Source organism: Litoreibacter arenae DSM 19593 (assembly GCF_000442275.2).
GTDB classification, from domain to species: domain Bacteria; phylum Pseudomonadota; class Alphaproteobacteria; order Rhodobacterales; family Rhodobacteraceae; genus Litoreibacter; species Litoreibacter arenae.
The window spans coordinates 387303-413886 of sequence record NZ_KE557312.1 but is presented as its reverse complement, the minus strand read 5'-3'; the positions used below and the strand labels follow the sequence as shown (position 1 = coordinate 413886).

The following is a 26584-nucleotide window of genomic DNA, read 5'->3' as shown; positions in this document are numbered from 1 at the left end:
AATAGCCCTAAACTGGCCCATAAGCGCTGAAGTCAGACACAGTTCCGGTCTAAATTTATAGCGCAGAGCACAGCGCACATCAGTGGATTCGTAGCTAGTGCTCTTAAGCTACTAATTGAAGAAATGGCCGCAAGAAGCTTTTCTCTAGACGAATTCAAACGCTTCGTAATCTCTTCGTCCAAAAGTCCGCTGGACACGGCCCTATGCCAATAAGAAACAAACCGCTCAATATCATCATGCGACATATTCTCAAGGTGAGCATATTGAAATTCTGTTTCGAAGATCGGCTCATCGGATAACGGGCGTGTAGTGACTACAACAGGGCAGCTTGACGCCCAACCAGCCAAGTCGTCTATCCACTGGGCGGCCGATTGCCTCTGGTTGGAAGGAACCTCGTCGATGCCATCGATGAGGAATAACGCCTCGCCCTTTTCGACCTTATTGCGAAACCACTCCTCGTTGAAATTGATGAATAGGTTAGAGTTGGATCGTTTTGCAGCATCTAAAACCGAAATCTTTTCAGAGAATTCGAGTTGCGATCTCAATCTAATAAATATTGGAACAAGACCTGAAAATCTTGGAATCGTACTTTTTTCATATGTTTCGCAACATTGCAACGCCGCCCACTGCAACAACGTGCTTTTGCCTGAGCCCGCAGGACCTACGACCATAAACCGCAAACCATCGTCTAAGAAGTTATCTACCTTTTGACCCGAGTCAAAGCCATCGCCCATTTTCTGTGATGAAACAGTCAAGGATATGTACGACGATTCTAGAGGGTATTTCCGCCTAATAGAATGGGTAGAGAGGCCAAAGATCTGAATCATTCGCAGAGAGTTTCGAATGTCCGATAGATACCTTCCCGAGTCCCCTGAAAAATTTGGATCGTCTTTATCAAGTGGGGAAGTCAATTTCACCACATTGTCCAAAACCAGTTTGATCTCATGCTGATTTTCAACAATTTGCTTCAGCGACACAGGCACAAAGTTCGGGGCCATTTGAACATACTGACAAACATAAAATGAAATCCGCTCCACAATATTCTCGCAAAGCTTCACTTCAGCACTGATTTTTCTATCAACCAGCTTTAGATTATCGACAATAGTCCGCGTCAAATATTCACTTGAATAACCGGCAGCCGAAAACCGCCCGTCTAGCTTGAAATTTTTGAATGCTTCCGCAATGTCAGAGAGTAAAACATCTAATCGATCTTTATCGATCTTCCGAAATTCCACTTTGAAGTAGTTAGCTGACTGGCTCAATATTTGATCGGCACATTCTTCAAAGAAGCGGTCCGCACTTCGCTTTTCCAGAGAAGCGCCCCATTTGTCAGTGGCATACGCAACTGCATCTGACGACAATGCTTGAAATGCAGGTGAATTCCCGAACCATACGGTACAAAGCAAGTTGGCAATGGACTTCGAAAACGCAATAAGCATCAGCAGCAACCTAAAGTTATGAACTCAATCTCTTGTGGGTAAAGATACTAACCTCGAAGGGCATGTCTATGACATTCTGGTGCTTGCTGGCTTCTCAAACACGCAAATATGGCCTGAGTAGCAAATGCGGGGGGGGGGGGGGCAGGAATTCGCGGGGGCCAGTATAGTTTTGAGTCGGTGCTTGGCACAAATTCTGTGCTTATACTGTACTCGATGAGCACCACACAGCGGCTCAAGGCTCAAGATCCGCATAAGCTATTGGTTTTATTATCAAAAATGGTGCCCCCACACGGACTCGAACCGCGGACCTACTGATTACAAATCAGTTGCTCTACCAGCTGAGCTATAGGGGCACTGGGCGCGCTTATAATGCGAGGGCGGGCGCATTCGCAAGGCTGTAAATGCAACATTACCCAATGCGCTTTGTATTCGCGTTTGATTGCCTGCGGGCGGGCGGCTAAACACTTGGAGACCCTGAGCTAGACCAAAGGCCCTGCATATATGGAAATCGTCCTGCACGTCGGCGCGCACAGCACTGACGAAGACAACCTTCTGAAATGCATGTATAAAAACAAGGACCTGCTCAGCGCGGATGGAATTGTAGTGGCCGAGCCTTCCCGCTATCGCCCCGCGATCCGCGAAACCATGCAGGCGTTGGTCGGTGATATCGCCCCGTTGGAAACGCAGGAAGCCTTGCTTGACAGCATCATCGACGAGGACAACGCAGCCCGCGTCATTCTCAGTCACGAGAGCTTTTTCTGCGTCCCCGGGCGCAGTGTCGGCAATGGTCTCCTTTACCCGACGGCCAGCCTAAAAGCAGCGCGATTGCGAAATCTGTTTTCGCGCGAGAACGTGAGATTCTGCATCGGCCTGCGTTCGCCAGCGACCTTTCTGCCAGCTGTGTTCGAGCGGGCGCAGACGCCGAATTTCGAGGAATTTCTCGACGGCTCGGACCCCGCGGCGCTCAGGTGGTCAGAACTGGTCTCGCGCATTCGCACAATGGTACCGGACGCACCGGTTACGCTGTGGTGTAACGAGGACACGCCGCTTCTGTGGCCAAACATATTGCGCGCGATCACCGGCGCGAAAGAGGACTTCAGATTTGAGGGTGTGAATGATTTCTTGGGCACCATCATGGGTCGCGGCGGGCTGACGCGCCTTGAAAGTTATCTTCAGGCGCATCCGCCGCAAACCGAAAGCCAGCGCGAGCGTATCGTCGCGGCCTTCCTCGACAAGTTCGGCGCGGACGCATTGGTGCAGGAAATCGACCTGCCGGGCTGGACCGACAGCTATGTTTCCAAGCTGTCAGACCTCTACGAGCGGGATCTGGAGCAGTTGCACAAAATGCCCGGCGTCACGTTCCTGACGCCTTAGGACATGCCCAAGGCTTCCTTATACAATTCAAGCACCGCCTCTTCTTCGGAGATATCCTGCGGGTCACGCTTGCGCAGGGACATGATCTTGCGCAGCACCTTGGTGTCGTAGCCACGCCCCTTGGCCTCGGCCATCACCTCTTTTTGCTGGTCCGCGATGTCCTTCTTTTCCTGCTCAAGGCGCTCGTAGCGCTCGACGAACTGGCGCAGCTCATCTGCGGTGACACGGTAGGTGCTATCGACGACGGAGGTGTCGGACATGGGGCGTTTCCTTGGAGCTTGAGTGGATCAGAGATCACGGGATACTAAGCCCGGCCCGCGCCTTCAAGGTGCAAACGGTTGCGATGCCCCTCGGAACGGGCTAGGCCCACGCCACAGCCACGAAGGAGCCTGACCCCATGTCCAACCTGATCCCGCTTGGGGCCGTCATCACCCTCATGGGTCTGCTTGGCCTCGTCTGGTGCATCGTTAAAGTCTCTCGTGCTCGCAAGCAGGGGCTGAGCGACGAAGAGTTGCGTGCCGTTATGCAAACCACCGTCGGCCTGAACCTCGGCGCTTTGCTGCTGTCGGCCGTTGGCCTGATGATGGTAGTCTTGGGGATCATTCTCGGCTGAAAGGCCAGTTCCGAACAACGGTGACCGTCTTTGATCGCGGCCAACACAAGCGCCTAAGATGTATTCAGATCCTCAAACTTCTGACGTTCGTGTGCCAGCATGCTCAGCACTGGCGCAGCGCTCCAGAGTTTCGGCTCCTCGGGGGCCAAGACGGACAGGCGCGACGCAATGATCGCCGGCGTCGTCGCATCAGCATCCATCATCGGCCCGCCACGGCTGCGCGGGTAGCCAAAACCGTGGACCATCACCACGTCGATATCGCTTGGTCGCGCGGCGACGCCTTCACCCAACAGACGTGCACCGGCATTGACCATGGCCAGCAGAATACGGTCGCGGATATCGCGGTCCGAAAACTTGCGCGGGGTAATGCCCTTCTGCGCCCGATGCTCGGCAATCAGTTTCAACACGTCACCATTTGGCACGCCTTGTCGTTGCCCCTCCGCATAGATGTAATAACCACGGCCCGATTTCTGACCCAGCCAGCCCTGCTCCACCATCTTGTCGGCGATCTCCACATAGCGGGCGTCGGGATCGCGCGGTTTGGACTGGCGGCGGGCGTAGGCAATATCCAGACCGGACATATCCGCCACCTGATACGGCCCCATCCGGAACCCGAAAGACCGCATCGCGCCGTCGATCTGCGAAGGCGTTGCGCCGTCCTCCAGCATGATATCGGCGGCGTGGCGATAGGCTTCCAGAATGGCGTTGCCGATGTAGCCGGACCCGAAACCCGCGTGGACGCGGGCGCGAACCGGCACTTTGCCCAAATGCTTGGCAAAGCCCAGCCCGGTCATCACCGCCTGCGGCGAAGCCGCGTCATGCACCCCAATTTCCACCAGCTTGTTCACCTCGGCAGGCGCAAAGAAGTGAAGCCCGATGGTGTCCGTCGGCCGCCCCGTCGCCTGCGCCAAAATGTCGAGATCAAGGTAGGATGTGTTCGTGGCAATCACCGCCTCCGGCTTCGCCAGCGCGCTAATCTCAGCCAGTAGCTGCGTTTTCAACTCCAGGTCTTCCGCAACCGCCTCGATAATCAGATCAGCCTCACTCAAGGTGTCGAGTTTGTTGGTCAGCTGCAAATGTGTCAGCGCGGCGGCCCCTTGGGCCTCCGACAAACGCCCCTTGGCGACCGAGCGTTCGTAATACGCCCCGATCCGCTCCAGCGCGGCGTTCACGCCGCTCTCGCCCTGCTCGACCAGGGTCACGGCGAAGCCGCTCTGCAAGGCCGCAATCGCGATGCCCGATCCCATCAGCCCACCGCCGACAATCGCCACGCGGTCGACCTGCGCAGGCTTTGCGTCAGCGGCTTCGGGGAATTTCGACGCCGCACGTTCTGCAAAAAACGCGTGCCGCAAACCGGCGCTTTCGCGCGAGTCCATGCATTCCTCGCAGGCGGCCCGCTCCACGTCCAGCCCCGCCTCCAGCGGCAACAGCAGCGCCGCCTCGACGCAGTTCACGATCTTGAGCGGTGCCAGCGCGTTTGCGCCAAGCTCCATCTTGACCTGCGCCCGACGCGCGTTGACCGATGCCATATAGGCCGCACCATCCCGTAGATGCTCACGGTTCGCGCCGGTCTGGCGCGGCTCAGTGACAGAGCGGGCATAAGCCACGGCCTCCTCCCTCAGGTCCGTGTCGGCGACGTGGTCGACCAGTCCCATCTCGGCCGCGATCCCCGCGCTCACCTGATTGCCGGTCAGGATCATATCCAGCGCCAGCTCCGGCCCCACCAGCCGTGGCAAGCGCTGCGTGCCGCCTGCGCCCGGCAAAATGCCCAATTTGATTTCCGGCAGCCCCATCCGCGCGCCCTTGGCCGCGACGCGGTAATGCGCCGCCATTGCCAGTTCCAGCCCGCCGCCCAGTGCGGTGCCGTGGACGGCGGCAACAACGGGTTTGGGCGAATTTTCAACCAAGCTGCACAACTGCGTCAGCGACGGCTCCTGCGGGGCCATGTCGAACTCGCGGATGTCCGCGCCTGCCGGAAAGGTCCGACCGTTCGCCGCAATCACGATTGCATGCGTGCCCTCCTGCGCCAGTGCCGCATTCAGCGCGGCCGCAATGCCACGCCGGACCGCCACGCCCAGCGCATTGACCGGCGGGTTTTCGATGACGATAAGCGCCACATTGCCTTGGCGCTCCAGCCGGACGGGGTGTTTTGGGGCCTGTTTCATATGGCTTTTTCGCTTGGTTCGTGCGCTATGTCCACTGCCTGTTTGATCAACACGGGGATCGCGGCGGCGTATTTCCGCGCGGCCTCGGGATTGGAGGCGTTGCCGCCCTGCGCCCGCGCCACGACCCCTTGCAGGATCGCCGCAAGCCGGAAGTAGCTGAATACCAGATAAAACGGCCAGTTGTCTGGCCGCGCGATGCCCCGCGCGGCGCAATAGCGGGCAATATACTCCCGCTCCGATGGCAGCCCCAATTCCGCGCGATCCACGCCTCCCAAACCGCGCATCCCGCCCTCGTGCGGCAACCGCCACTGCATGCACTGATAGGCCAGATCCGCCAGCGGATGGCCAAGCGTGGACAGCTCCCAATCCAGCAGCGCGATCACCCGCGGGGCGTCGGGGGCGATCATCATATTGTCGAGCCGGAAGTCCCCATGCACCAGCGCCACCTGCCCGTCATCATCTGGCACATGCAGCCCCAGCCAGTCCATGATACCCCGCATGCCGCGGTCCGGCACATCGACCGAGGCCAAGTATTGCCGCGACCAACGGTCGATCTGGCGCTCGAAATAGCTGCCGGGTTTGCCGAAGGCGCTCAAGCCCACAGCGTCCACGTCGACGCTGTGCAACGCCGCCAGCGTGTCCGCCATCGCATCGTATATGGACGCCCGCTCGCCTGCGTCCAGTTCCGGGAGGCTCGGGTCGAAGAATACCCGTCCCTCCAGATACTCCATCACGAAGAACGCACGACCCAGCGGTGACGCCTCATCGGTCGCCAGATGCAGCATCTTCGGCACCGGCACAGGCGTGTCGGCCAGTGCCTGCATTACCTCGAACTCCCGCTCCACCAGATGCGCCGATTTCAGCAACTGACCGGGCGGTTTGGTGCGCAACACGAATGTTCCCGCGTCGCAAATCAGCTTGTAGGTCGGGTTGGACTGGCCGGTGCCAAACTTCTCGAAATGCCGAACCGTCCCCAGTTCCGGCACATTCGCGGCTAGGTAAGGGCCAAGGCTGGCAATCATCAGGTCGTTGGTTTCGCCCATAGGTCGACCTTACGCCGCTTTGTGCGATTGACAAGCGCTGCGCACACGCCGACCCTCCGTCATGAGAAAAACGGGAGAAACATGATGGATTTAGGGATCAGCCAAAGGTTGCACCCCATCCGCGAGGCAGTCGCCGCGATGGTGCGCGACGAGATCGCGCCGCTGGACGCCGAGTATTTCGCCGAGGTGGAGGTAGGCGACCGCTGGAGCTTCACCCCACGCCAACGCGAGATCATCGAAGGCTTGAAAGCCAAAGCCAAAGCGGCGGGCTTGTGGAACCTGTGGTCGCCGGTCACCGGCCACGCGCTATCCACCGTCGAATACGCCTATCTGGCCGAGGAAATGGGCAAGGCCCACCTCGCGCCTGAGACCTTCAACTGCAATGCCCCCGACACCGGCAATATGGAGGTGTTCGAGAAATACGGCACCGACCCCATGAAGGACCGCTGGCTGAAACCATTGCTTGCAGGCGAAATCCGCTCCGCCTACCTGATGACGGAACCCGATGTCGCCTCCTCCGACGCGACCAACATTGCCCTATCTTGCGTACGCGACGGCGACGACTACGTCTTGAACGGCGAGAAGTGGTGGGCCACCGGCGCGGGCGATCCGCGCTGCGCGGTGTATATCGTCATGGTGCGCACCGCCCACGAAGGCCCAAAGCACCAGCAGCATTCCATGATCGTCATGCCCTCCGATACGCCCGGAATCGAAAAACTCCGCGCCATGGAGGTCTATGGCGATGACGAGGCGCCGCACGGCCACATGCACATCCGCTTCACCGACGTTCGCGTTCCCGTTGAAAACATGCTGCTGGGCGAAGGGCGCGGTTTCGAGATATCCCAAGGCCGCCTTGGGCCCGGTCGCATCCACCACTGCATGCGCGCCATCGGTATGGCGGAAAAGGCGCTGGCGCTGATGATCCGCCGCTCCCTGTCGCGCGAGGCGTTTGGCAAGCCATTGGCACAACTTGGTGGCAATTACGACTACATCGCCAACGCCCGCATGCAGATCGAGCAGGCCCGCCTGCTCTGCCTGAAAGCCGCGTGGATGATGGACCAAGGCGACGCCCGCGCTGCCGCGCCGTGGATCAGCCAGATCAAGGTCGAGGCCCCGCGCATAGCACTTGAGATCACCGATCAGGCCGTGCAAATGTTCGGCGCGCAGGGTATTTCCCAAGACACCCCCCTCGCCCGCCAATGGGCGCATCTGCGCACGCTGCGCCTTGCCGACGGTCCCGACGCCGTACATCGCCGCCAAGTCGCCCGCGCAGAGCTTCGCAAATATACGCAGGAGAAAGTCTGATGTCCGAACATCGCTACGCCGCCAAAGACACCGAGTGCATAGGCTACGTCGCCCGCCCCGAGGGCGCAGGCCCGCATCCCGTCGTGATCGTTACCCCCGCCTATCACGGTCTTGATGACTTCGCCCGCGACAAGGCGGACTGGCTGGCAAGCTTGGGCTATATCGGCTTCGCGGTGGACTATTACGGCGAGGGCCGGACCGCCCGCGACGACGCGCAAGCCTCGGAGATGATGCATGTCCTGCAAAACGACCGCGCGACTCTCTTGACGCGAATGCAAGCCGCTTTGGACACCGCACGCACCCTGCCTGACGCGGATAAATCGAACATCGCGGCCATTGGCTTTTGCTTCGGTGGCAAGGCGGTGTTGGACCTCGCCCGCTCCGGCGCGACGCTGTCGGGCGTGGTGCCATTCCACGGCATCTTCGACGCGCCGCCGTCGGGCTGCTCCAAGATGAACACCTCGGTTCTGGTCCTGCACGGCTGGGACGACCCGCTCGCCACGCCGGATCAGGCGGTCGGGCTCGCCAAAGAACTCACCGAGCATTGCGACGACTGGCAGATGCTGGCCTTCGGCCACACCAGCCACGCTTTCACCAACCCTGCCGCACAAAGTCCCGATGCAGGCATGGCTTACGCCGCGTCCTCCAACGATCGGTCCTTCGACGCGATGCAAACCTTCCTCAAGGAGCGTTTCGCACAGAGCTAGACGCGCCCCTCAACCCACAGTAACTGGTAGCCATGGACATTCGTACACTCTCCCCCGACTTCGCCGTATCGCCACAAATCCACGTCTCGGATATCGAGGCCATCAGGGCCGAGGGCTTCACCCACGTCATCTGCAATCGCCCCTCGGCGGAAAGCGCGCCGGGTGACAAACCCGACGAGATCGAGGAAGTCGTGTTGGCCGCCGGCTTGACCTTTTGCGACAATCCGGTGGTCATGGGCCAACTCACCATGGACAATGTCGAGGCACAGAAGGCAGGCGGCAAGGCGCTGGCCTATTGCGCCTCCGGCACACGCTCCGCCATTGTCTGGGCCTTGGCGGAAGCGGGCAAACAACCCACGGCCGACATTCTGGACGCGCTGGACAAGGCGGGCTTCCCGATGCCGCAGCTTGGCCCCCAGATCGACGCATTGGCGAAAGGCTAAAGCATGGAACACCCCGAACGCCGTTGGCACGACATGGGCGGCGACGCCGCTGGCCCCGTCCCCATGGATAGCCACGACTTCGCCATCTGGGAAAAGCGCGTCGACGCTTTGGTGATCCTTGGCCAGCAACGCGGGCACTTCACCGTCGACGGGCTGCGCCGCGCTTTGGAGGACATGGGCGAGCAGGCGTTCGAGAGCATGACCTACTACGAGCGATGGGTCGCGTCGCTGAACCAGAACCTGATCGAGGCGGGCGTCTACACGCTGGAAGAACTCGGCACCAAGATGGAAGAAGTCAAAGCCCGCGGCGACACCTACGGCGCGGTGCAATCGTGACCCTGTCGCCGGGCACCAAGGTCCGCATCAAGACCATGGTACCCTTGGGCCACATCCGTACGCCACATTACCTGCGCGGCAAAACCGGCGTGGTGGAGCGTGTTCTCGGACCGTTCAAAAACCCCGAACAACTGGCCTATATGGTCCCTGCCCCAACGCGCACGCTGTATCGGGTCCGCTTCGAGATGGGCCATATCTGGCCCGACGCCGAAGCCCCGCAAGACACACTGGACGCCGAAATCTACGAGCATTGGATCGACCAAGATGCCCCATGACCATCACGACCACCTGTCGCCCTCCGGCCATCCCTACCGTCAGGACAATGACGGGGCGCTGACTTATTGGCAGACGATGGAAATCGCGATCCGCGAGTTGATGATTGAGAAGGGCGAGCTGACGCCTGCGCAAATCCAAGAGCAGATCGACGCAATGGACGCCCGCTCCCCCGCCAACGGCGCCGCCGTGGTCGCCCGCGCATGGACCGATCCCGACTTCAAGAAGCGTCTGCTTGAGAACGGCTCCGACGCCGCCCGTGAGATGGGCTTCGACATTGGCCCAATGCATCTGGTGGCAGTCGAGAACACGTCAGACACCCACAACCTGATCGTTTGCACGCTCTGCTCCTGCTATCCGCGCAATCTGCTTGGCCTGCCGCCTGACTGGTACAAGACCCGCGAGTACCGCTCCCGCGCGGTGCGCGAACCGCGTGCCGTGCTGCGCGAGTTTGGCGTCGAGCTGCCCGAAAGCACCACCCTGCGCGTCCATGACAGCACCGCCGACATGCGCTACATCGTGCTGCCCGCGCGCCCCGTAGGTACCGAAAACCTCAACGCCGAGGACCTCGCCAAGCTGGTCACCCGCGATAGCATGATCGGCACCGGACTGCCTAAAGCGCCCTGATGGCGGAAAACAACGTCGCGCGGGGCATCGCCTTGATGATCGCGGCCACTCTCATGTTCACCCTGATGGATGTCTGCGCCAAAGCGCTCTCCACCCGCGTGGACACGGTGCAAACCCTCTGGGCGCGCTACACGGTGCAGATGGTGGTCGTGGCGCTCATCGTTTTGCCGCGCTTGCGCTCCGTGGTCCATACGCAACGCCTTGGGCTGCAGGTGTTCCGCGCTTTCGCACTACTCGCCACCACGGGTTTTTTCTTCTTCGGTTTCAAGAAGATGTCGCTGATCGAGACCACAGCCCTCATGCAGATCAGCCCGATTTTCATCATGGTCGGCGCGGCGGTGTTCCTTGGTGAAACTTTCGGCTTTCGCCGCGCAGCGGCGGCGGCGGTCGCCCTTCTCGGCGCGATGATTGTCCTGCGCCCCGGCACGGATGCCTTCACCCCCTACGCGCTGCTGACGCTTGGCGGCACCATCTGCTATTCCAGCTACGCGCTGGCCACCCGCTATGCCGGTCGGGGCGAGGATGTCTGGACATCGCTGTTCTACACCGGCACCGTCGCCACGCTGGTTCTCTGCGTGATGGTGCCGTTCTTCTGGCAACCACTGGAGGTCTCCGACCTGCCCTACATGCTCGGCGTCGGGCTCTTCGGCACCATGGGGCAGCTGCTGCTCATCCGGGCGCTGTCCATGGCGCCTGCGTCCATCCTTGCACCGTTCACCTATGTGGCGCTGGTCTTCTCCAGCGTCTGGGGTGTGTTGTTCTTCAACAACTACCCCGACGGGCCGGTCTACATCGGGGCGCTTGTTATCGTGGGGGCCGGGCTTTATGTCTGGCACCGTGAGACACGGGTTAAAACCAGCTGACACATGGCATTAGGCAGGACAGCACAGGGGCGGCGCGGCGCGGGCGAATACGCCACCTATCTGGCGATCCGCGCGATCATCGGGCTGGCGCTGCTGGTGCCGTATCGCTGGCGTGTGCCGCTGGCGGGCTGGATCGTGTCGCGCATCGTTGCCCCCTTGGCTGGCTACTCCAAACGGGTGCGCGACAACCTCGCCTATGTCTGCCCGGACCTGCCAGAGGCAGAGGTCGAGCGCCTCGTCCGCGCGGTCCCCGATAATGCAGGCCGCACCCTTATCGAGATCTATTCCGGCGAAGGTTTCACTGATCGTTTCAAACATGCCCCGTTGACCGGCGCAGGTGTGGACGCTTTGCACCAAGCCCATGCCGAGGGCCGCCCGGTCGTTCTCGTCACCGGCCATTTCGGCAATTACGACGCCCCCCGCGCCGCCCTTCTCGCGGCGGGCTTCAACGTCGGCGCGCTCTACCGCGAGATGAACAACGCCTATTTCAACCCGCATTACGTCGCCGCCATCAGCAAGGTCGGCACGCCGGTCTTCCCGCGCGGGCGTCAGGGCTTGGCGGGGCTGATCAAGTTCCTGCGCGCGGGCGGAATGGCGGGATTTCTGGTGGATCAATATATGTGGGACGGGGAGGACCTGACCTTTTTCGGAAAGCCTGCCCCCACCGCGCTATCCGCCGCCGACTTGGCGCTGAAATACAACGCCCTGGTGGTGCCTGTCTACGGCATACGCCAGCCAAACGGGCTGGATTTCGAGGTGGTCTGTGAGGCACCAATCGAGCACTCGACGGCTAGGGAAATGACCCAAGCCCTCAACGACTCGCTAGAGGCTTTGGTGCGTCAGCACATGGATCAATGGTTCTGGATTCACCGCCGCTGGAAGCCCGAACGGGCAGAGTTGCGTCACTCGGCGCGTGCCGCCGCCAAAATGGGGCCGGACGATCCGTCCTGAATAATCACGACCGAAGGCGCGTCGCCGACTGCGCTCGCTTCCATATCGAGTGCCGCGTCCCCCGACCACTCGCCCACAACTTCCAGACTGCTGACGACATTGTGGTAGGTCACCGACTTGCCCGCATTCTCGCCAGCGCGGATTTCAACGACTTCTTCGGGGGAATAGCGCACCAGCTGAACAAGCATCGGGCCAGGCACATCGCCCACCCGTTCCGCAGTGATGCGCAGCATGTCGGTCCCGCTACGGGTGACTGCCAATGTAACAGGCGCAGGCTGTTGCTTGTGCTGCTCAATACGCTCGGCCAACTCCATTGCCTTGGTTCCGACAATCTGGTTGCGGCCTTCGATCACCATCTGCGGCGTGTATATCATGGTGCTGCCCGCTGCCCGCGCATAGCCGCGCTGGCGTTCGGTATTGGCCGGATCGGCGAACTCGTCGGTCCAGCCCAGATAATCCCAGTAATCCACGTGCAGACTCAACGCGATCACATCATCGCGGTTCACCAACTCACCCAAAAGCGCGTCGGCGGGTGGGCAGGATGAACATCCTTGCGAAGTGAACAGCTCGACAACCACAGGCGCATCCGCCTGCGCGGGGATACCCGCTCCCAAACAGAGGAGTGCAGCGATTGCATTGGTCAGGCGGTTCGTCATTCTGGCTTGGTATCCCATTTGCATGTCCTCCACACCTAGGGTGTCACCACACCTTCCGCCAATCAAGCCTTTGCGAGCAATGCGTCAGAGCCAGCGCCGTGTCGATTGCAGATAAGCCTCCGCCTCCGCGCCGAAGGTCGCGCGTAGGGTGTCCTCCTCGAAAGCTATGAACCGTCGGTTGATTACGACGACAAACAGCGCAACCGGCAGCAACCCCAGCACATGCCCGCCCGCGACGACCGCGCCTGCCAGAATAGCCGCCATGCCCAGATAAATCGGGTTGCGCGACAACTGATACGGGCCTTCGACGATCAGGCTCTTGGGGGTGTCATGCGGCTCGATACTGGTGCGGCGCAGCCTGAACCAGACCGCCGACCACCCGATCAAGAAGACGCCGACAGCAACAATACCATAGCCCACAAGGGTCAACAGCGGAAAATCCAGCACCCCCGGCACCCACCGCACTGCCGCCCAGTTCAGGGCAAGAAACACAGCCAGCCAGACCAGCGGAATATCGGGGAACTTCTTCATATCGTCCTATCGCCTGTAGCGCGTAAAAAAGCCCGCCGCGAGCGTGTCGCGGCGGGCCGGATTAGTGTCGAGCCAGACCTCAGGCCGCGGCCAGATCGCGCAGCACGTAGTGCAGCACGCCGCCATGCTCGATATATTCTTTCTCGATCGCGGTATCGATCCGGCATTTCAGCGTGATCTCTTTCACCGTTCCGTCCGCCATGGTGATCTTGCACGGCACTTCGGACAGCGGTTTCAGGTCACCCTCAAGACCGATGATGTCCACGGTTTCCTCGCCGGTCAGGCCCAGCGATTTGCGGGTGTCGCCGCCAGTGAACTCGAACGGGATCACGCCCATGCCAACAAGGTTGGAGCGGTGGATGCGCTCGAAGTTCTCCGCGATCACAGCCTTCACGCCCAACAACGCGGTCCCTTTGGCGGCCCAGTCACGGCTGGATCCCGCGCCATACTGCTCGCCGCCGAAGATCACCAGCGGGGTGCCTTGCTCTTGGTACGCCATCGCCGCGTCGAAGATGGAGGTTTGCTCCCCGTCCGGCCCCTTGGTGTAGCCGCCTTCGACCCCGTCCAGCATCTCGTTCTTGATGCGGATGTTGGCAAACGTGCCGCGCATCATGACTTCGTGGTTGCCGCGACGCGAGCCGTAGGAGTTGAACTCCCGCACCGGAACCTGACGCTCGATCAGATATTGACCCGCAGGGGTGCTTTCCTTGAACGAGCCCGCAGGCGAGATGTGGTCCGTCGTGATCATGTCGCCCAGAACCGCCAGAACCTTGGCGCCTTTGACGTCGGAAATCACACCGGGGTCTTTCGACATGCCTTGGAAGTAAGGCGGGTTCTGCACATAGGTCGAGGTCGCAGGCCAGTCATAGGTCTGGCTGTCGGTGGTCTCCACGCTCTGCCATTTCTCGTCGCCCTTGAACACGTCGGCGTATTTCTCTTGGAACGCCTTGCGGGTCACAGTCTTCTCGACCAGATCGGCGATTTCCTTCGAGGTCGGCCAGATGTCCTTGAGGTAGACGTCATTGCCGTCCTTGTCCTGACCCAGCGGCTCTTTGGAGATGTCGATATTCATGTCGCCGACCAGCGCATAAGCGACCACCAGCGGTGGTGACGCCAGATAGTTGGCGCGCACATCGGGGCTGATACGGCCTTCGAAGTTGCGGTTACCGGACAGCACGGAGGTGGCGATGATGTCGCCGTCGTTGATCGCTTCGGACAGTTCCGCCTGAAGCGGGCCGGAGTTGCCGATGCAGGTCGTGCAGCCGTAGCCCACAAGGTTGAAGCCGATAGCGTCCAGATCGTCCTGCAACTCGGCTGCTTCGAGATAAGCCGACACCACCTGCGATCCCGGTGCCAGCGAGGTTTTCACCCATGGTTTGCGGGTCAGACCCTTTTCGCGGGCCTTGCGGGCGACCAGACCGGCCCCGATCATCACATAGGGGTTCGATGTATTGGTGCAGGACGTGATCGACGCGATAACGATGGTGCCGTCGTGGATGGTATAATCCTCTCCCTTGACCTTGGCGCGCTTGTGCTTGCCCTTGTCGCCGGGAATTTTGCGGGGCGCAGGTGCGCCGCCTTCGTCCGTCCACTCCTCCTTGTCTTCGTCGTCGGCCTTCCAGCTGGGGCGCTGTCCCGTGACGTATTCACCAAAGGTCTTGGCGGCGACATCGAGGGCCACGTAGTCCTGCGGACGTTTCGGACCGGAAATCGCAGGAACGATGGTCCCCATGTCGAGGCTCAGCGTGTCGGTGTAGATCGGCGCGTAATCCGCACCGCGCCAGAAGCCGTTTTCCTTGGCGTAGGCTTCGACCAGCGCGATGGTTTCTTCCTCGCGGCCGGTGTTGGTCAGGTAGCGCAGCGTCTCGTCGTCGATCGGGAAGAAGCCACAGGTCGCGCCGTATTCCGGTGCCATGTTGGCGATCGTCGCACGGTCCGCCAGTGGCAGGTTGTCCAGCCCCTTGCCATAGAATTCCACGAACTTGCCGACCACGCCTTTCTCGCGCAGCATCTCGACCACTTTCAGCACAAGGTCGGTGCCGGTGGTGCCTTCCATCATCGCACCCGTCAGCTCGAAGCCGACGACCTCGGGGATCAGCATGGAAATCGGCTGGCCCAGCATCGCGGCCTCGGCCTCAATACCGCCCACGCCCCAGCCCAGAACGGCCGCGCCGTTGACCATGGTGGTGTGGCTGTCGGTGCCGACCAGCGTATCTGGATAGGCCACCATCTCGCCGTTCTGGTCGTTGTCCGACCAGACGGTTTTGGCCAGATATTCAAGGTTCACCTGATGGCAAATGCCGGTGCCGGGCGGCACCACGCGGAAGTTGTTGAACGCGGACTGGCCCCATTTCAGGAAGGTGTAGCGCTCGATATTGCGCTCGTATTCGCGGTCGACGTTCATCTGGAACGCGCGCGGATTGCCGAACTCATCAATCATGACCGAGTGGTCGATGACCAGATCGACGGGGTTCAGCGGGTTGATCTTTTGCGCGTCGCCGCCCAGCGCCACCAGCCCGTCACGCATCGCGGCCAGATCAACCACGGCAGGCACGCCGGTGAAGTCCTGCATCAGCACACGCGCCGGACGGTAGGCGATTTCCTTGGGGTTCTTGCCACCCTTGTCGGCCCAGTCCGAGAACGCCTTGATGTCGTCGACCGAAACGGTCTTGCCGTCCTCGAAGCGCAGCATGTTTTCCAGCACCACTTTCAGCGCGGCAGGCAGTTTGGAGAAGTCGCCAAGCCCGGCCTCTTCAGCCGCCTTGATCGAGTAATAGGCAAAGGTCTTGCCGCCCGCACTCAGGGTGCGGCGGGTCTTGGCGGTGTCTTGTCCGACGACGATAGGCATAGCTGGGACTCCCGAAATTGACGTTGGTTACGAATTCTAACGTGGTCTTGCCCCAAGTTTTACAGGGGTTCAAGGGGGCATCACGCCGCTAGAGCCATTTTTGTATACTATTGCATACATTTTTACCTGTTTTCGCCGCCGAAGTGATGCGCTAGGCATGTTTCGATGAAATTCGGTGTCGAAAATCTGGCCTGCCGCCGCGGCGAGGTCACCGTGCTGATCGGCGTCACATTCGACGTCGCTGCAGGTGAGGCCTTGATCCTACGCGGCCCCAACGGCTCCGGCAAGACCACCCTTTTGCGCTGTCTGGCAGGCCTCACCCCTCCCGTCGCGGGGCGTTTGCTGTTCTCGACCGAAGACGTCGCCTACGCCGCCCATGCCGACGGGCTGAAGGCGCAACTCAGCGTCGCGGAAAACCTGCAATTCTGGGCCGACATCTTCGGCACGCACGACATCGCCCCCGCTGTCGAGGCGTTCGAGCTGGGCGGCCTGCTCACCCGCCGCGCCCAAGACCTGTCCGCAGGTCAGAAACGCCGCCTGTCGCTCTCGCGCCTGATGCTCACGGGCCGCGCGATCTGGGCGCTGGACGAGCCGACCGTGTCGCTCGACGCCGAGAACGTCGCCCGCTTCGCCGCCGCCATCACCGCGCATCTGGCTGCGGGCGGCTCCGCCATCCTTGCCACTCATATCGACCTTGGCCTGCCGTCGGCGCGCACGCTCGACATCTCGCCGTTCCGCGCGATCCTGCAAGATGCCCCCTCCGACGACCCATTTCTGGACGAGACGTTTTCATGATCGCCCTGCTCCGCCGCGACCTGAAACTCGCCATCCGCGCGGGCGGGGGATTCGGCCTCGGCCTCGCGTTCTTCCTGATCCTCGTGGTGCTGGTGCCCTTCGGCGTCGGACCGGAATCCGGCATCCTGTCCCGCATCGCGCCCGGCATCCTCTGGGTTGGTGCGCTGCTGTCCTGCCTGCTGTCACTCGACCGCATCTTCCAGCTCGACTACGAGGACGGCACGCTTGACCTGCTGGCCACCGCCCCCCTGCCGCTGGAGGCCGCCGCCACGCTGAAGGCGCTGTCCCACTGGCTGACCACGGGATTGCCCCTGACCATCGCCGCGCCATTTCTGGGCGTCCTGCTCAGCATGCCGTCCGAGGCGACCCTCTGGCTCGTCGCCTCCCTCGCCATCGGCACGCCTGCCCTGTCTATGCTTGGAACGTTCGGCGCGGCGCTCACCGTTGGCCTCAAACGCGGCGGGTTGCTGGTGTCCCTTCTGGTGCTGCCGCTCTATATGCCCACGCTAATCTTCGGGGCCGAGGCGGTGAGCCGTGGTGCTCAGGGCCTGCCCGCCACGACTGCCCTGCTGTTCCTTGCGGCGATCACCGCAGGTTGCGCGGCGCTGCTGCCCTTCGCTTCCGCCGCCGCCCTTCGGATGAACCTGCGCTAGGCACGCGCAAATGTGACATTTGGCCCGTCGCAAATCCCATTGCCCCCCATCAAAGCATCCCATAACAGTAGCGCATGTCGATCTGGGAATACGCAAATCCGACCCGCTTCATGCAGACCTCTGGCAAGCTGTTGCCTGCGGTGTCTGTGCTGTCCTTCGTGTGTCTGGTCGTCGGTCTGATCTGGGGGTTCTTCTTCACGCCTGACGATTACCGCCAAGGCTCCACCGTCAAGATCATCTATCTGCATGTGCCCAGTGCGCTTATGGCGATCAACGGATGGCTGATGATGCTGGTCACATCGCTGATCTGGCTGGTGCGCCGGCATCATGTCTCCGCCCTTGCCGCCAAAGCCGCAGCCCCTGTCGGGCTGACCATGACCATCATCGCGCTGGTCACCGGCGCGATCTGGGGTCAGCCGATGTGGGGCACGTACTGGGCGTGGGACCCGCGCCTGACCTCGTTCCTGATCCTGTTCCTGTTCTACCTCGGCTACATGGCGCTATGGGCCGCGATCGAGAACCCGGACACCGCCGCCGACCTGACGGCCGTTCTGTGCCTCGTCGGCTCCGTCTTTGCGCTGTTGTCGCGCTATGCGGTCAACTTCTGGAACCAGGGCCTGCACCAAGGCGCATCGCTGTCGCTGGACAAAGAGGAAAACGTCGCCGACGTCTTTTTCTTCCCGTTGCTTGTCGCCATTGCGGGCTTCGTGTTGCTGTTCCTTGCGCTGGTGCTGCTACGCACCCGCACCGAAATCCGCATCCGTCGTGCAGGCGCGCTCATCGCCCGCGAACGCCTTAGCTAGCCAGCCGCCAACAAAGGACGCCACATGCCCGATCTTGGAAAATATGCCGATACCGTCCTGTCGGCCTACGCCATTTCCATCGTGATCCTGATCGGCATTGTGGCCGTGTCAGTGTGGCAGGCCCGTCAAGCCCGTGCGCGTCTCGAAGACATCGAGTCCCGCCGCAACACCAAACCGAAGACCTAGAGCGCTTTGCGTTTAACTTGAAACGCAATACGCTGCCTCTCCCTCCGGTCGAACGCGCATTGCGATCCGGCTGTTTCGGATAAAACGCAAAGCGCTTTAATAGATATACCGGATCTGGTCCGACCAGTACCGCTCCATCCGGTGCAGCGAGTGGTTGATCGTGTCGATCCCGTCATGGCCGAGGATACCTTTTTCCTCCAGCCCGACCGCGTGCCGCTCGAACAACTCGGCCACGCTGTTGCGCACGTGGCGGCCCTTCTCGGTCAGCCGCACCCGAACGGACCGGCGGTCGATCTCGCAGCGTTGATGGTGCATATACCCCATCTCCACCAGTTTCTTGAGGTTGTAGGACACGTTGGAGCCCTGATAGTAACCGCGCGTTTTCAGCTCGCCCGCAGTCACCTCGTTCTCGCCGATATTGAACAGCAAAAGCGCCTGCACCGAGTTGATATCGAGGATGCCCAGCCGCTCGAACTCGTCCTTGATGACGTCCAGAAGCAGGCGATGCAGCCGCTCCACAAGTGCCAGACTTTCCAGATATCCCGCCATGAAGACGCGGGCCTTGGGGCTGGCAACGGGGTTGTGCATGCTCATAATGTATTCTCCGACTGCAAGTGCTCGCATATCGGGAATAGTCGGGGAATCACCAAGAAACGGTTAAATGCCCCGAACTCTTTGCAAATCCGCCTAAAACAGTTTCGACCCTTCGACCGCCCGCGCGATCAGCGGGGCGAACCGCTCCGGCGCTGCCGCCTGCCCCGAGGCCCATTGATACATGTCGTGGTCGCTCTCGCTCAGCATCTCGTCATAGACCGCCAGTTCGGCGTCCGACAACTGATCCAGCCCGTGCGTGGCAAACCCGCCAAGGATCAGGTCCATCTCCTTGATCCCGCGCCGCATGGAGCGCAGTTTCAACCGCCGCAACTTGGTCTCGCGCGGCTCGCCTTTCGGGCCAAGCTCCTTCATTCCGGCGTTCTCAACAGTTTGCCCAGACGCTTTTCCAACTGCCCCAGATGATCCGCCAACCTCGCGAATTCCGCCTTGGTGCGGCGCATCTCCAGCAGGATATCCTTGACGTCACCCGACAGTTCCACCTCGCCCACAGGCGCGTCCAGACCGTTCCCCTCGCCGGTCAGCAGCCAACGCATGGAGACGTTAAGCATCCCCGACATCATCGACAAACGGTTCGCGCGCGGTTCGTCCACGTCGTCTTCCCAGCCGCGAACCGTCTTCAGCTTCACACCCAACTTCTTGGCAAAGTCTTCCTGCGTCAGCCCCTGCGCGTCACGCGCGGCGGCGACGCGGTCCCCGAACGTCGCGTTCTCGTTGCTGAAATACGTGTCGTGGTCGTCCATCATGAACTCCTTGCAAGGGCGTTATCGCTTGATTGCGCTCGGGGCTATCCGTAAGACCCTCTTGTCCATTGTTCAACCTGACGAGGCGTCACATGTCCTTCCTTTCCGAGACACTTTCCCGCGTAAAACCGTCACCGACCATCGCCGTGACCCAGAAAGCCGCAGAGCTGAAACGCGCAGGCAAGGACGTGATCGGCCTTGGGGCGGGCGAGCCGGATTTCGACACGCCGCAGAACATCAAGGACGCCGCCATCGCCGCGATCCACGCAGGCAAGACCAAATACACCGCCCCCGACGGCATCCCCGAGTTGAAAGAGGCGATCTGCGCCAAGTTCAAACGCGACAACGGGCTGGATTACACCCCGTCGCAGGTCAGCGTCGGCACCGGCGGCAAGCAGATCCTCTACAATGCGCTCATGGCCACCCTGAACGAGGGCGACGAGGTCGTGATCCCCGCCCCCTACTGGGTCAGCTACCCCGACATGGTGCTGCTGGCAGGCGGCACGCCCGTCATCGCGGAGGCCTCCATCCAGACCAATTTCAAGCTGACCGCCGACCAACTGGAAGCGGCGATCACCGACAAGACCAAATGGCTGATCTTCAACTCGCCGTCGAACCCCACCGGCGCGGGCTATTCGTGGGACGAGCTGAAAGAGCTGACCGACGTGCTCCTGCGCCACCCCCATGTCTGGGTCATGTCCGACGATATGTATGAACACCTCGCCTATGACGACTTCAAGTTCTGCACCCCCGCGCAGGTAGAGCCCGCCCTCTACGACCGCACACTGACGGTTAACGGTGTCTCCAAGGCATACGCCATGACTGGCTGGCGCATCGGCTATGCCGCTGGCCCCGAAAAGCTGATCGGCGCGATGCGCAAGGTGCAGTCGCAATCCACCTCCAACCCCTGCTCCATCAGCCAGTGGGCGGCGGTCGAGGCGCTGAACGGCACGCAGGACTTCCTTGCCCCCAACAACGAGACATTCAAACGCCGCCGCAACATGGTCGTCGAAATGCTAAACGCCGCCGAAGGCATCACCTGCCCGACACCCGAGGGCGCGTTCTACGTCTATCCCTCCATCGCGGAATGCATCGGCAAGACCACCGCCGCAGGCACCAAGATCACGGATGACGAAACCTTCGCCACAGCCCTGCTGGAAGAACACGGCGTCGCTGTCGTCTTCGGCGCGGCGTTCGGCCTCAGTCCCAACTTCCGCGTCAGCTACGCGACCTCGGACGAGAACCTGAAAGAAGCCTGCACCCGCATCCAGAAATTCTGCGCGGGCTTGAGCTAAAACACCAAGGGTCGAACACGGGAACCAGAACCGCCATGTACGACCCAAAAGGTAACGGCAAAGACAAGGCGGCCCCCTCGGTGCAGTTCACCGAGGCGGAGCCGCCAGACCACCTGCGCGGCATCGTGCACCGCTTTCTGGAACTAAAGACCGACGCCCCCCTGCCCGACGATTACCGCTTCCACGCCCTGCCGGACGCCTGCACCTATATCGTCTTCGACCAACGCGACGCCCGCGTTGCCGGTGTCACCAAGCTGCGGGCAACATCCGAGGAATTCAACCTCGGTAAGACCTTCCATTTCGTGAACATCCGCTTCCTGCCCGGTGTCTGGCAACACACCCGCGAACCGGTCTCCCACGGCGCGGTGGAAACACCCTACACCGGCGATCTGCCATTGCTCGACACCAGCACGCGCCTCTTGGACCGCAGCTTTACGGAGCAACAGGGCATGCTGTCCAAACTGGTAGCCCAACTGGTCGCTGAGGATCTGGTCGCCGTCAATCCGGTGACGGAAAAGATACTCCAACGTCTCGACGAAATCGCCTCCGTGGCGGATATGGCGGAAGCGTCCGGGCTATCGGCCCGCCAGTTGCAACGCACACTCAAGCGCACCACTGGCTTCGCCCCGCATGACTTCCTGAAGGTGCTGCGCCTGCAACAGTCCCTGAACGGCAATGACACATGGTCCTATGCCGACCAGTCCCATTTCATCCATTCGTTCCGCAAGGCCACGGGCTACACGCCGGGAAAATACTCCCGGAAATTCGATGTCTGAAATCTACAATACACGCTCCCTGCGCCTTGGTAGCTGGTTGGCATAACGACAACCAAAGGAGTTGAGTATGACCAAGATGAACGCAGTCGGATGGTTCGACATCTACGTGGACGACCTCGATCGGGCCGTCGCTTTCTACGAAACCGTGCTGGGCGCAAAGCTGGAGCAGATGGGCGATCCCACCGGCGAGAGCCAGATGATGAGCTTCCCCGCCGATATGAACGCCTATGGCGCCGCTGGCGCTTTGACGAAATCCCCCCACGCCGGTCCGGGCGTCGGCGGCACCATCATATACTTCATGGCCAAGGACTGCGCGGTCGAGCAGGCCCGCGTGGAGCAGGCAGGCGGGCAGGTCATAAGGCCGAAATTCTCCATCGGGGAGTTCGGCTGGGTCTGCCTGTGCCAAGACACCGAAGGCAACATCTTCGGCCTCAACTCGCTGAACTAGCCCTATCGGGGCGCGGCAATCGCAAGAAGCGTCCGCTCCGGCAGCACGGGGATCCTTGTAGGGTGTCCGTGCTGGAACCCGTCCTGAAACGACGTCACTGCTTCTTGCCTAACTTTATCAACGCAATCCCCGCCACAATTGCCACGACCACCGCCGTCAGCAATCCGCCCCAATCGGCCAGCAGAGTCGCCAAAGCATCCAGATTTGACGCGAAAACAAATCCCAAAGCGACATAGGCGCTGACCCAGATGGCCTCGCCGAGCGCGTCGAGGATGGTGAACGGCAACCGGCCGTATCCGGCAGCCCCTGCCGCGAAATTCACCCACGGCCCCAAGGGCGCTACGGCCCATGTGCTGAAAAATACCGCCACGCCGCCCCATTTGCCGACAGCGTCCTGCGCCCGCGCATACAGCGCCGCGCGCTTTGGCTTGGCCTCAAGCCGCTTGGTCAGCCAGCTTCCGCCCCACCGGCCCAGCTGGAATCCGGTCTGGTCGCCCGCCAATGCCGAGACATAAGCAACCGAGATCACCTGCCACAGCACCAGATCCCCCGCAGCGGCGAACGCGCCGCCCGCCAGCATCACGGCAGAGGTCGGAACAGGTACCGCAAGGCAGGAAAAATAGGCCGACAGCGCGATGATCACCAATCCCCAGCTTGCGACCAGCTCGAAGAAGAATTCCGTCATGGCTGCGCTGCCCGATGGGCCGCAATCGCGGCCTCCAAGATCGCGATGATCTCCTCGACCTCGACACCCCGCGCTTCGGCAATTTCTTCCAGCGAGGTGCGCGGCGTCCCGCCCTCGATCCGGTCGCCCAGCGCGTCCGAGACAACTTTCGGCGGCACTTGCCACGACCGCACGACATAGCGTGGCGTCATCCATCCGTCGATGGGTTGGAACTGGTGCGCCTCGTCGTTCCAGTAGATAAAGGACGCCACAGCGCGAAAGCTGAAAACGGCGACGAAGACCAGTGCCACGCCCAGCACGCCGATCAGCACGCGGCGCAGCAGTTTGGTGTCCTGCTCCAAATCGGATGTGTCCTTGTGCGCCATGCGGCCGTCCTTGCGTTGTTATCCTCGCATAAGGCCAGCAAAGCAGACCCTCCGCAAGACGACCAGCCCTTGATCTTGCGAGCGGCCTATCCCTCGTTTCCCCGCAAAAACCCTGTTTCCCCAAGCCTCTGCCCTGTGCTAGCGTCGCCAAAACCAACAGGGCAGGTCAAACCGAGCATATGTCAGCCGAGCTTCCAGAGTTCTACTTCCGCGTCCGCGAGAACGGGGCCACGGTGTTCCGCGTGGACACCGAAAACCGCCAGCGCCGTATCGAGATGTCGGAGATTGCCGTCGTCAACATCCGCAACGGCCAGATAAAGCCGCATGGCGACCATGAGCTTAGCGCCGAGGAACTGGAGGTCATCGAGGACTGGATGGAGGAGCGCACCGCCGTCCTCGCCACCCGCGATATCGACGACATCTACCGCGCCATCGACTACCTCAACCTGACCACCCATTGGGCGCAAACCCGCGCCGAGCCGGACCAGCTTGAAGAGGTCACCGACGCCCTGCTTCTGGCGATGCACGACCTGCGCTCTGTCCTGGTGCGCAAGAAGGCCGACCGGCTACTGAAAGACGACTAGGCCGACACATTTCCGCAAATTTCGCGTGTCCGCATCGGCAGGCCTCCGCCCGCGCCGCACAGGTCTCGCCTGATAGGCCGCTCCCCGCCACCGCGACCGCGGCTTAGCCGCAAGGATCGGCCTAAAACGGCGGACGTCTGCCATGACCGTTTCCGTGCGATCCCGCCCGCGCCATACGTCGGCCGAGGCAGATCGCAACTCAAGGAGACATATCATGGCAATCGCCACAGATCTCGAACGCTACATGCTTGACCTGATCAATGAGGAACGCAGCTCCCGCGGCCTCGATACGCTTCAACTGGAGCAAAACCTGAACGCCTCTGCCGATGCGCATTCCGACTGGATGCTGGAAGCGGACGTGTTCTCGCATACCGGCGAAGGCGGCTCGACCGCGACGCAACGCATGGAGGCCGCCGGTTTCGACCTCGACGGCAGCTGGCAAACGGCGGAAAACATCGCCATCCAATCCGAGCGCGGCGACCCCGGTTTCGAGGATGACGTGGCCCAGTTGCATGAAAACCTGATGAACAGCCCCGGCCATCGCGCCAATCTGCTGGACCCCGATCTGGACTATATCGGCATCGGGATTGACGTCGGTGATTTCGACTATGGCAGCGGCGAATATGAGTCGGTGATCGTGACGCAAAACTTCGGCTCCACGCAGGGCGAAGTCGATCTGGACACGGGCGGCACTCCTGCACCCGCACCTGAGGCGCAGCCAGAGCCGGAAATTGTGGCAGACGCCACCCCCGAGCCCGAGCCTGCGACGCCGGACGCCGCGCCCGAACAGACGACGCCGGAGGTGACAGGCTTCAACTTCGACGACCTCTTCGCGGCTTTGCGTGACGGTGACGGCTTCCGGTTCCAGTTCGATTGCAACACTATCGACGACGCCATGGTGGTCGCAGCGTCCGATCAATCGGACACCGCGCTTGCCGATACACCGGCGCAAAGCTGGCTGGATCTGGCGGCCTTCGATCTGGACGGCGGTCAGGCCATGTTCGAGAGCTTCGCTCTCGATTTCTTCGCTTGATCGCTCGGGGCAGGCGCACCTCTCCCCGCGCCTGCCTCACCCCTCAAGGAGTTCGCAATTCCGCAAGCCGCCGCGCAAACCGCCACCACAAGGCGGCCGCCGCGAACATCAGCCCGATCACCAGCCCCAGCCAGACGCCGACGCCGCCCATCCCGAAGCTCACCCCCAGCAGGTAGCTGGCGGGAATACCCAGGCCCCAGTAGCTCAGCGCCGCCGCATACATCGGCCAACGGGTGTCCTGTACTCCGCGCAGCAGCCCCAGCGCCATCACCTGCCCCGCATCCACCAGTTGGAACAAGGCCGCCACTGCCAGCAGGCTCGCGCCTATTGCCAGAATGGTGTCACGGTCGGGGTCGCCCGGGTCAAGGAACCCCGTCATCAGCAACTCCGGCACCGTCAGGAACGCAATCGTCGCCAGCACCACCGCACCCATCGACAACATCACCACGGCCCGCCCGCCAAGCGCCAGCCCAGCCCAATCGCGCCGCCCCATCGCACGGCCCGCCCGCACGGTGGCGGCTTGGCTCAACCCCACATGGATCATGAAGGTCGCGGCGGTGATTTGCAGCGCGATCCCGTGCGCGGCCAACGGCAACGTCCCGATCAGCCCCATAATCAGCGCCGAGGCCGAGAACATCCCGCTCTCCGCCAGATTGGTCAGCCCGATGGGCCAACCCAGCCGGAACACTTCGCGGAACGCTTCAGGGTCCGGTCGCCAGATGCGCTGGAACAGCACGTGGTCCCGCGTCGCAGGCCCCCGCGCCACGTAAACGCACAGCGCCACCAAAGTGGCCGCATGGGAAAACACGGACGCAATCGCTGCCCCCTTCAGGCCCATCTCCGGCGCGCCCAGATTGCCGAAGATCAGCGCGTAGTTCAGGGCCGAATTGACCACGAGGGCAAGGATCGTCACCCAAAGCACCACGCCCGTGCGCTCCAGCGCCGCGAGGTAGCTCTTGAGCACCATGACCAGCAGCGCCGGAAACAGCCCGAAAGCAGCAATCGCCAAGTAGTCCTGCGCCAGACCGGACAATTCGGGGTCCTGCCCCAAGGCCCGCAACAGCGGGTCCGACCAGATCATCAACGGCAGGAAAACCAGTCCGTAAAGCACCGACAACCACAGCCCCATGCGGGTCACACGCCGGATGCGGGTGGCGTTGTCCGACGCGGCCGCCTCCGCCACCATCGGCATCACGGCAAACGAGAACCCCGCCCCCATGATGAAGATCACAAAGAAAAACGACGTCGCCAACACGCTCGCCGCCAGTGCGGTTACGTCATACCAGCCCAGCATGACCGTATCGACCACCTGCACCGAGAACTGCGCCAGATGGCTGCCGACCAATGGCAGGCCAAGCACCAGCACGGCGCGGATATGTTGCGAGAACGTCATGCGGTCCAGCCTTAGAAGCAAGCCCGCACGGGGGCAATG

At 61.5% G+C, this 26584-nt stretch carries 32 protein-coding genes and 1 tRNA gene; 19 read left to right on the top strand and 14 right to left on the bottom strand.

Going from position 1 to position 26584, the window contains the following annotated elements; translation table 11 throughout:
* Nucleotides 1–32: 32 nt before the first annotated feature.
* Nucleotides 33–1439: an NACHT domain-containing protein gene (locus THALAR_RS12255; protein ID WP_021101887.1), complete on the bottom strand. Its 1407-nt coding sequence runs from the start codon at nt 1437–1439 to the stop codon at nt 33–35.
* A 277-nt stretch (nt 1440–1716) separates the two neighbouring features.
* Nucleotides 1717–1792 (bottom strand) — tRNA-Thr (locus THALAR_RS12250).
* Nucleotides 1793–1940: 148 nt separating this feature from the next.
* Here THALAR_RS12250 and THALAR_RS12245 point away from each other — a divergent pair.
* A complete protein-coding gene (locus THALAR_RS12245) occupies nt 1941–2813 on the top strand; it encodes a hypothetical protein (protein ID WP_021101886.1) in 873 nt (290 codons plus the stop codon).
* Here the strand turns inward: THALAR_RS12245 and THALAR_RS12240 are convergent.
* Nucleotides 2810–3073, bottom strand: a complete 264-nt coding sequence (locus tag THALAR_RS12240) for a DUF2312 domain-containing protein (protein WP_021101885.1) — start codon at nt 3071–3073, stop codon at nt 2810–2812. The two genes, THALAR_RS12245 and THALAR_RS12240, sit on opposite strands and share 4 nt — an antisense overlap.
* A gap of 137 nt (nt 3074–3210) precedes the next feature.
* Between THALAR_RS12240 and THALAR_RS12235 the strand changes: the two genes are divergently transcribed.
* Nucleotides 3211–3426, top strand: a complete 216-nt coding sequence (locus THALAR_RS12235; protein ID WP_021101884.1) for a hypothetical protein — start codon at nt 3211–3213, stop codon at nt 3424–3426.
* A 53-nt stretch (nt 3427–3479) separates the two neighbouring features.
* On the opposite strand, the gene THALAR_RS12230 is transcribed toward THALAR_RS12235, so the two are convergent.
* Nucleotides 3480–5591, bottom strand: a complete 2112-nt coding sequence (locus tag THALAR_RS12230) for a 3-hydroxyacyl-CoA dehydrogenase NAD-binding domain-containing protein (RefSeq protein WP_021101883.1) — start codon at nt 5589–5591, stop codon at nt 3480–3482.
* Complete coding sequence (locus tag THALAR_RS12225) at nt 5588–6634, bottom strand: phosphotransferase (RefSeq protein ID WP_021101882.1); 1047 nt, start codon at nt 6632–6634, stop codon at nt 5588–5590. The genes THALAR_RS12230 and THALAR_RS12225 overlap by 4 nt, the downstream gene beginning before the upstream one ends.
* Nucleotides 6635–6718: 84 nt before the next feature.
* On the opposite strand from THALAR_RS12225, the gene THALAR_RS12220 reads away from it, so the two are divergent.
* From THALAR_RS12220 to THALAR_RS12185, 8 genes are read left to right on the top strand one after another with little or no spacing between them, the layout of a single operon-like run.
* Complete coding sequence (locus THALAR_RS12220) at nt 6719–7939, top strand: acyl-CoA dehydrogenase family protein (RefSeq protein ID WP_040818612.1); 1221 nt, start codon at nt 6719–6721, stop codon at nt 7937–7939.
* Nucleotides 7939–8646, top strand: a complete 708-nt coding sequence (locus tag THALAR_RS12215; RefSeq protein WP_021101880.1) for a dienelactone hydrolase family protein — start codon at nt 7939–7941, stop codon at nt 8644–8646. The genes THALAR_RS12220 and THALAR_RS12215 overlap by 1 nt, the downstream gene beginning before the upstream one ends.
* A gap of 32 nt (nt 8647–8678) precedes the next feature.
* The gene (locus tag THALAR_RS12210; RefSeq protein ID WP_021101879.1) at nt 8679–9089 is read left to right on the top strand and encodes a TIGR01244 family sulfur transferase; all 411 of its coding nucleotides are present in this window, start codon (nt 8679–8681) and stop codon (nt 9087–9089) included.
* Between the two features lie 3 nt (nt 9090–9092).
* Complete coding sequence (locus THALAR_RS19030; protein WP_021101878.1) at nt 9093–9425, top strand: SH3-like domain-containing protein; 333 nt, start codon at nt 9093–9095, stop codon at nt 9423–9425.
* The gene (locus THALAR_RS19025; RefSeq protein WP_021101877.1) at nt 9422–9700 is read left to right on the top strand and encodes an SH3-like domain-containing protein; all 279 of its coding nucleotides are present in this window, start codon (nt 9422–9424) and stop codon (nt 9698–9700) included. The genes THALAR_RS19030 and THALAR_RS19025 overlap by 4 nt, the downstream gene beginning before the upstream one ends.
* Complete coding sequence (nthA, locus tag THALAR_RS12195) at nt 9690–10325, top strand: nitrile hydratase subunit alpha (RefSeq protein ID WP_021101876.1); 636 nt, start codon at nt 9690–9692, stop codon at nt 10323–10325. Before THALAR_RS19025 ends, nthA begins: the two co-directional genes overlap by 11 nt.
* A complete protein-coding gene (locus THALAR_RS12190) occupies nt 10325–11188 on the top strand; it encodes a DMT family transporter (protein WP_021101875.1) in 864 nt (287 codons plus the stop codon). Before nthA ends, THALAR_RS12190 begins: the two co-directional genes overlap by 1 nt.
* A gap of 3 nt (nt 11189–11191) precedes the next feature.
* The gene (locus THALAR_RS12185; protein WP_021101874.1) at nt 11192–12139 is read left to right on the top strand and encodes a lysophospholipid acyltransferase family protein; all 948 of its coding nucleotides are present in this window, start codon (nt 11192–11194) and stop codon (nt 12137–12139) included.
* Here the strand turns inward: THALAR_RS12185 and THALAR_RS12180 are convergent.
* The 3 genes from THALAR_RS12180 to acnA form a co-directional block, all read right to left on the bottom strand.
* Entirely contained in the window at nt 12091–12813 is a 723-nt protein-coding gene (locus THALAR_RS12180) for a DUF1223 domain-containing protein (RefSeq protein ID WP_021101873.1), read from the bottom strand. The genes THALAR_RS12185 and THALAR_RS12180 overlap by 49 nt on opposite strands.
* Before the next feature lie 66 nt (nt 12814–12879).
* A complete protein-coding gene (locus tag THALAR_RS12175) occupies nt 12880–13326 on the bottom strand; it encodes a methyltransferase family protein (protein WP_021101872.1) in 447 nt (148 codons plus the stop codon).
* A 79-nt stretch (nt 13327–13405) separates the two neighbouring features.
* Nucleotides 13406–16174: an aconitate hydratase AcnA gene (acnA, locus tag THALAR_RS12170; protein WP_021101871.1), complete on the bottom strand. Its 2769-nt coding sequence runs from the start codon at nt 16172–16174 to the stop codon at nt 13406–13408.
* 165 nt (nt 16175–16339) lie between these two features.
* Between acnA and ccmA the strand changes: the two genes are divergently transcribed.
* From ccmA to ccmD, 4 genes are all read left to right on the top strand, one after another.
* Complete coding sequence (gene ccmA, locus THALAR_RS12165; RefSeq protein WP_021101870.1) at nt 16340–16969, top strand: heme ABC exporter ATP-binding protein CcmA; 630 nt, start codon at nt 16340–16342, stop codon at nt 16967–16969.
* A complete protein-coding gene (gene ccmB / locus THALAR_RS12160) occupies nt 16966–17622 on the top strand; it encodes a heme exporter protein CcmB (protein ID WP_021101869.1) in 657 nt (218 codons plus the stop codon). Before ccmA ends, ccmB begins: the two co-directional genes overlap by 4 nt.
* A 74-nt stretch (nt 17623–17696) precedes the next feature.
* Nucleotides 17697–18425 carry a heme ABC transporter permease gene (locus THALAR_RS12155; protein ID WP_021101868.1) on the top strand — a complete coding sequence of 243 codons (729 nt, stop codon included), beginning with the start codon at nt 17697–17699 and terminating at the stop codon, nt 18423–18425.
* A gap of 24 nt (nt 18426–18449) precedes the next feature.
* On the top strand, nt 18450–18611 hold the full coding sequence (ccmD, locus tag THALAR_RS12150; RefSeq protein WP_021101867.1) for a heme exporter protein CcmD: 162 nt from the start codon (nt 18450–18452) through the stop codon (nt 18609–18611).
* A gap of 96 nt (nt 18612–18707) precedes the next feature.
* On the opposite strand, the gene THALAR_RS12145 is transcribed toward ccmD, so the two are convergent.
* The 3 genes from THALAR_RS12145 to THALAR_RS12135 form a co-directional block, all read right to left on the bottom strand.
* A complete protein-coding gene (locus THALAR_RS12145; protein WP_021101866.1) occupies nt 18708–19205 on the bottom strand; it encodes a MarR family winged helix-turn-helix transcriptional regulator in 498 nt (165 codons plus the stop codon).
* 93 nt (nt 19206–19298) lie between these two features.
* Entirely contained in the window at nt 19299–19577 is a 279-nt protein-coding gene (locus THALAR_RS12140; protein WP_021101865.1) for a succinate dehydrogenase assembly factor 2, read from the bottom strand.
* Nucleotides 19574–19966: a helix-turn-helix domain-containing protein gene (locus THALAR_RS12135; RefSeq protein ID WP_407638165.1), complete on the bottom strand. Its 393-nt coding sequence runs from the start codon at nt 19964–19966 to the stop codon at nt 19574–19576. The genes THALAR_RS12140 and THALAR_RS12135 overlap by 4 nt, the downstream gene beginning before the upstream one ends.
* 92 nt (nt 19967–20058) lie before the next feature.
* On the opposite strand from THALAR_RS12135, the gene THALAR_RS12130 reads away from it, so the two are divergent.
* The 3 genes from THALAR_RS12130 (at nt 20059) to THALAR_RS12120 (ending at nt 22485) form a co-directional block, all read left to right on the top strand.
* Nucleotides 20059–21261 carry a pyridoxal phosphate-dependent aminotransferase gene (locus tag THALAR_RS12130; protein ID WP_021101863.1) on the top strand — a complete coding sequence of 401 codons (1203 nt, stop codon included), beginning with the start codon at nt 20059–20061 and terminating at the stop codon, nt 21259–21261.
* A 35-nt stretch (nt 21262–21296) separates the two neighbouring features.
* A complete protein-coding gene (locus THALAR_RS12125) occupies nt 21297–22037 on the top strand; it encodes a helix-turn-helix domain-containing protein (RefSeq protein ID WP_021101862.1) in 741 nt (246 codons plus the stop codon).
* Between the two features lie 67 nt (nt 22038–22104).
* Nucleotides 22105–22485 (top strand): VOC family protein, encoded by a 381-nt coding sequence (locus tag THALAR_RS12120; RefSeq protein ID WP_021101861.1) that lies wholly within the window; start codon nt 22105–22107, stop codon nt 22483–22485.
* Nucleotides 22486–22579: 94 nt separating this feature from the next.
* On the opposite strand, the gene THALAR_RS12115 is transcribed toward THALAR_RS12120, so the two are convergent.
* Together THALAR_RS12115 and THALAR_RS18600 are read right to left on the bottom strand one after the other, a co-directional pair.
* Nucleotides 22580–23170 (bottom strand): DedA family protein, encoded by a 591-nt coding sequence (locus tag THALAR_RS12115; protein WP_021101860.1) that lies wholly within the window; start codon nt 23168–23170, stop codon nt 22580–22582.
* Nucleotides 23167–23535, bottom strand: a complete 369-nt coding sequence (locus tag THALAR_RS18600) for a hypothetical protein (RefSeq protein ID WP_021101859.1) — start codon at nt 23533–23535, stop codon at nt 23167–23169. The genes THALAR_RS12115 and THALAR_RS18600 overlap by 4 nt, the downstream gene beginning before the upstream one ends.
* 179 nt (nt 23536–23714) lie before the next feature.
* Between THALAR_RS18600 and THALAR_RS12105 the strand changes: the two genes are divergently transcribed.
* Nucleotides 23715–24119 (top strand): hypothetical protein, encoded by a 405-nt coding sequence (locus THALAR_RS12105; protein ID WP_021101858.1) that lies wholly within the window; start codon nt 23715–23717, stop codon nt 24117–24119.
* A 214-nt stretch (nt 24120–24333) separates the two neighbouring features.
* Complete coding sequence (locus THALAR_RS18860) at nt 24334–25152, top strand: CAP domain-containing protein (protein ID WP_021101857.1); 819 nt, start codon at nt 24334–24336, stop codon at nt 25150–25152.
* A 43-nt stretch (nt 25153–25195) separates the two neighbouring features.
* Here THALAR_RS18860 and THALAR_RS12095 read toward each other — a convergent pair whose 3' ends face one another.
* Entirely contained in the window at nt 25196–26545 is a 1350-nt protein-coding gene (locus THALAR_RS12095; RefSeq protein ID WP_021101856.1) for an MATE family efflux transporter, read from the bottom strand.
* Between the last annotated feature and the right edge of the window lie 39 nt (nt 26546–26584).

What these genes read in the sequence shown, in the direction of transcription:
- THALAR_RS12140 (WP_021101865.1), bottom strand. Translation starts at nt 19,577, where the DNA reads ATGAAGGAGCTTGGCCCGAAAGGCGAGCCGCGCGAGACCAAGTTGCGG.
- ccmA (WP_021101870.1), top strand. Translation starts at nt 16,340, where the DNA reads ATGAAATTCGGTGTCGAAAATCTGGCCTGCCGCCGCGGCGAGGTCACC.
- THALAR_RS12210 (WP_021101879.1), top strand. Translation starts at nt 8,679, where the DNA reads ATGGACATTCGTACACTCTCCCCCGACTTCGCCGTATCGCCACAAATC.
- THALAR_RS12125 (WP_021101862.1), top strand. Translation starts at nt 21,297, where the DNA reads ATGTACGACCCAAAAGGTAACGGCAAAGACAAGGCGGCCCCCTCGGTG.
- THALAR_RS18600 (WP_021101859.1), bottom strand. Translation starts at nt 23,535, where the DNA reads ATGGCGCACAAGGACACATCCGATTTGGAGCAGGACACCAAACTGCTG.
- THALAR_RS12115 (WP_021101860.1), bottom strand. Translation starts at nt 23,170, where the DNA reads ATGACGGAATTCTTCTTCGAGCTGGTCGCAAGCTGGGGATTGGTGATC.
- THALAR_RS12190 (WP_021101875.1), top strand. Translation starts at nt 10,325, where the DNA reads ATGGCGGAAAACAACGTCGCGCGGGGCATCGCCTTGATGATCGCGGCC.
- THALAR_RS12220 (WP_040818612.1), top strand. Translation starts at nt 6,719, where the DNA reads ATGGATTTAGGGATCAGCCAAAGGTTGCACCCCATCCGCGAGGCAGTC.
- THALAR_RS12135 (WP_407638165.1), bottom strand. Translation starts at nt 19,966, where the DNA reads ATGGACGACCACGACACGTATTTCAGCAACGAGAACGCGACGTTCGGG.
- THALAR_RS12225 (WP_021101882.1), bottom strand. Translation starts at nt 6,634, where the DNA reads ATGGGCGAAACCAACGACCTGATGATTGCCAGCCTTGGCCCTTACCTA.
- THALAR_RS12215 (WP_021101880.1), top strand. Translation starts at nt 7,939, where the DNA reads ATGTCCGAACATCGCTACGCCGCCAAAGACACCGAGTGCATAGGCTAC.
- THALAR_RS12105 (WP_021101858.1), top strand. Translation starts at nt 23,715, where the DNA reads ATGTCAGCCGAGCTTCCAGAGTTCTACTTCCGCGTCCGCGAGAACGGG.
- nthA (WP_021101876.1), top strand. Translation starts at nt 9,690, where the DNA reads ATGCCCCATGACCATCACGACCACCTGTCGCCCTCCGGCCATCCCTAC.
- THALAR_RS12185 (WP_021101874.1), top strand. Translation starts at nt 11,192, where the DNA reads ATGGCATTAGGCAGGACAGCACAGGGGCGGCGCGGCGCGGGCGAATAC.
- THALAR_RS12120 (WP_021101861.1), top strand. Translation starts at nt 22,105, where the DNA reads ATGACCAAGATGAACGCAGTCGGATGGTTCGACATCTACGTGGACGAC.
- THALAR_RS12180 (WP_021101873.1), bottom strand. Translation starts at nt 12,813, where the DNA reads ATGGGATACCAAGCCAGAATGACGAACCGCCTGACCAATGCAATCGCT.
- ccmB (WP_021101869.1), top strand. Translation starts at nt 16,966, where the DNA reads ATGATCGCCCTGCTCCGCCGCGACCTGAAACTCGCCATCCGCGCGGGC.
- THALAR_RS12175 (WP_021101872.1), bottom strand. Translation starts at nt 13,326, where the DNA reads ATGAAGAAGTTCCCCGATATTCCGCTGGTCTGGCTGGCTGTGTTTCTT.
- THALAR_RS18860 (WP_021101857.1), top strand. Translation starts at nt 24,334, where the DNA reads ATGGCAATCGCCACAGATCTCGAACGCTACATGCTTGACCTGATCAAT.
- THALAR_RS12235 (WP_021101884.1), top strand. Translation starts at nt 3,211, where the DNA reads ATGTCCAACCTGATCCCGCTTGGGGCCGTCATCACCCTCATGGGTCTG.
- THALAR_RS12245 (WP_021101886.1), top strand. Translation starts at nt 1,941, where the DNA reads ATGGAAATCGTCCTGCACGTCGGCGCGCACAGCACTGACGAAGACAAC.
- THALAR_RS12095 (WP_021101856.1), bottom strand. Translation starts at nt 26,545, where the DNA reads ATGACGTTCTCGCAACATATCCGCGCCGTGCTGGTGCTTGGCCTGCCA.
- THALAR_RS19030 (WP_021101878.1), top strand. Translation starts at nt 9,093, where the DNA reads ATGGAACACCCCGAACGCCGTTGGCACGACATGGGCGGCGACGCCGCT.
- acnA (WP_021101871.1), bottom strand. Translation starts at nt 16,174, where the DNA reads ATGCCTATCGTCGTCGGACAAGACACCGCCAAGACCCGCCGCACCCTG.
- THALAR_RS12145 (WP_021101866.1), bottom strand. Translation starts at nt 19,205, where the DNA reads ATGAGCATGCACAACCCCGTTGCCAGCCCCAAGGCCCGCGTCTTCATG.
- THALAR_RS12240 (WP_021101885.1), bottom strand. Translation starts at nt 3,073, where the DNA reads ATGTCCGACACCTCCGTCGTCGATAGCACCTACCGTGTCACCGCAGAT.
- THALAR_RS12155 (WP_021101868.1), top strand. Translation starts at nt 17,697, where the DNA reads ATGTCGATCTGGGAATACGCAAATCCGACCCGCTTCATGCAGACCTCT.
- THALAR_RS12130 (WP_021101863.1), top strand. Translation starts at nt 20,059, where the DNA reads ATGTCCTTCCTTTCCGAGACACTTTCCCGCGTAAAACCGTCACCGACC.
- THALAR_RS12230 (WP_021101883.1), bottom strand. Translation starts at nt 5,591, where the DNA reads ATGAAACAGGCCCCAAAACACCCCGTCCGGCTGGAGCGCCAAGGCAAT.
- ccmD (WP_021101867.1), top strand. Translation starts at nt 18,450, where the DNA reads ATGCCCGATCTTGGAAAATATGCCGATACCGTCCTGTCGGCCTACGCC.
- THALAR_RS12255 (WP_021101887.1), bottom strand. Translation starts at nt 1,439, where the DNA reads ATGCTTATTGCGTTTTCGAAGTCCATTGCCAACTTGCTTTGTACCGTA.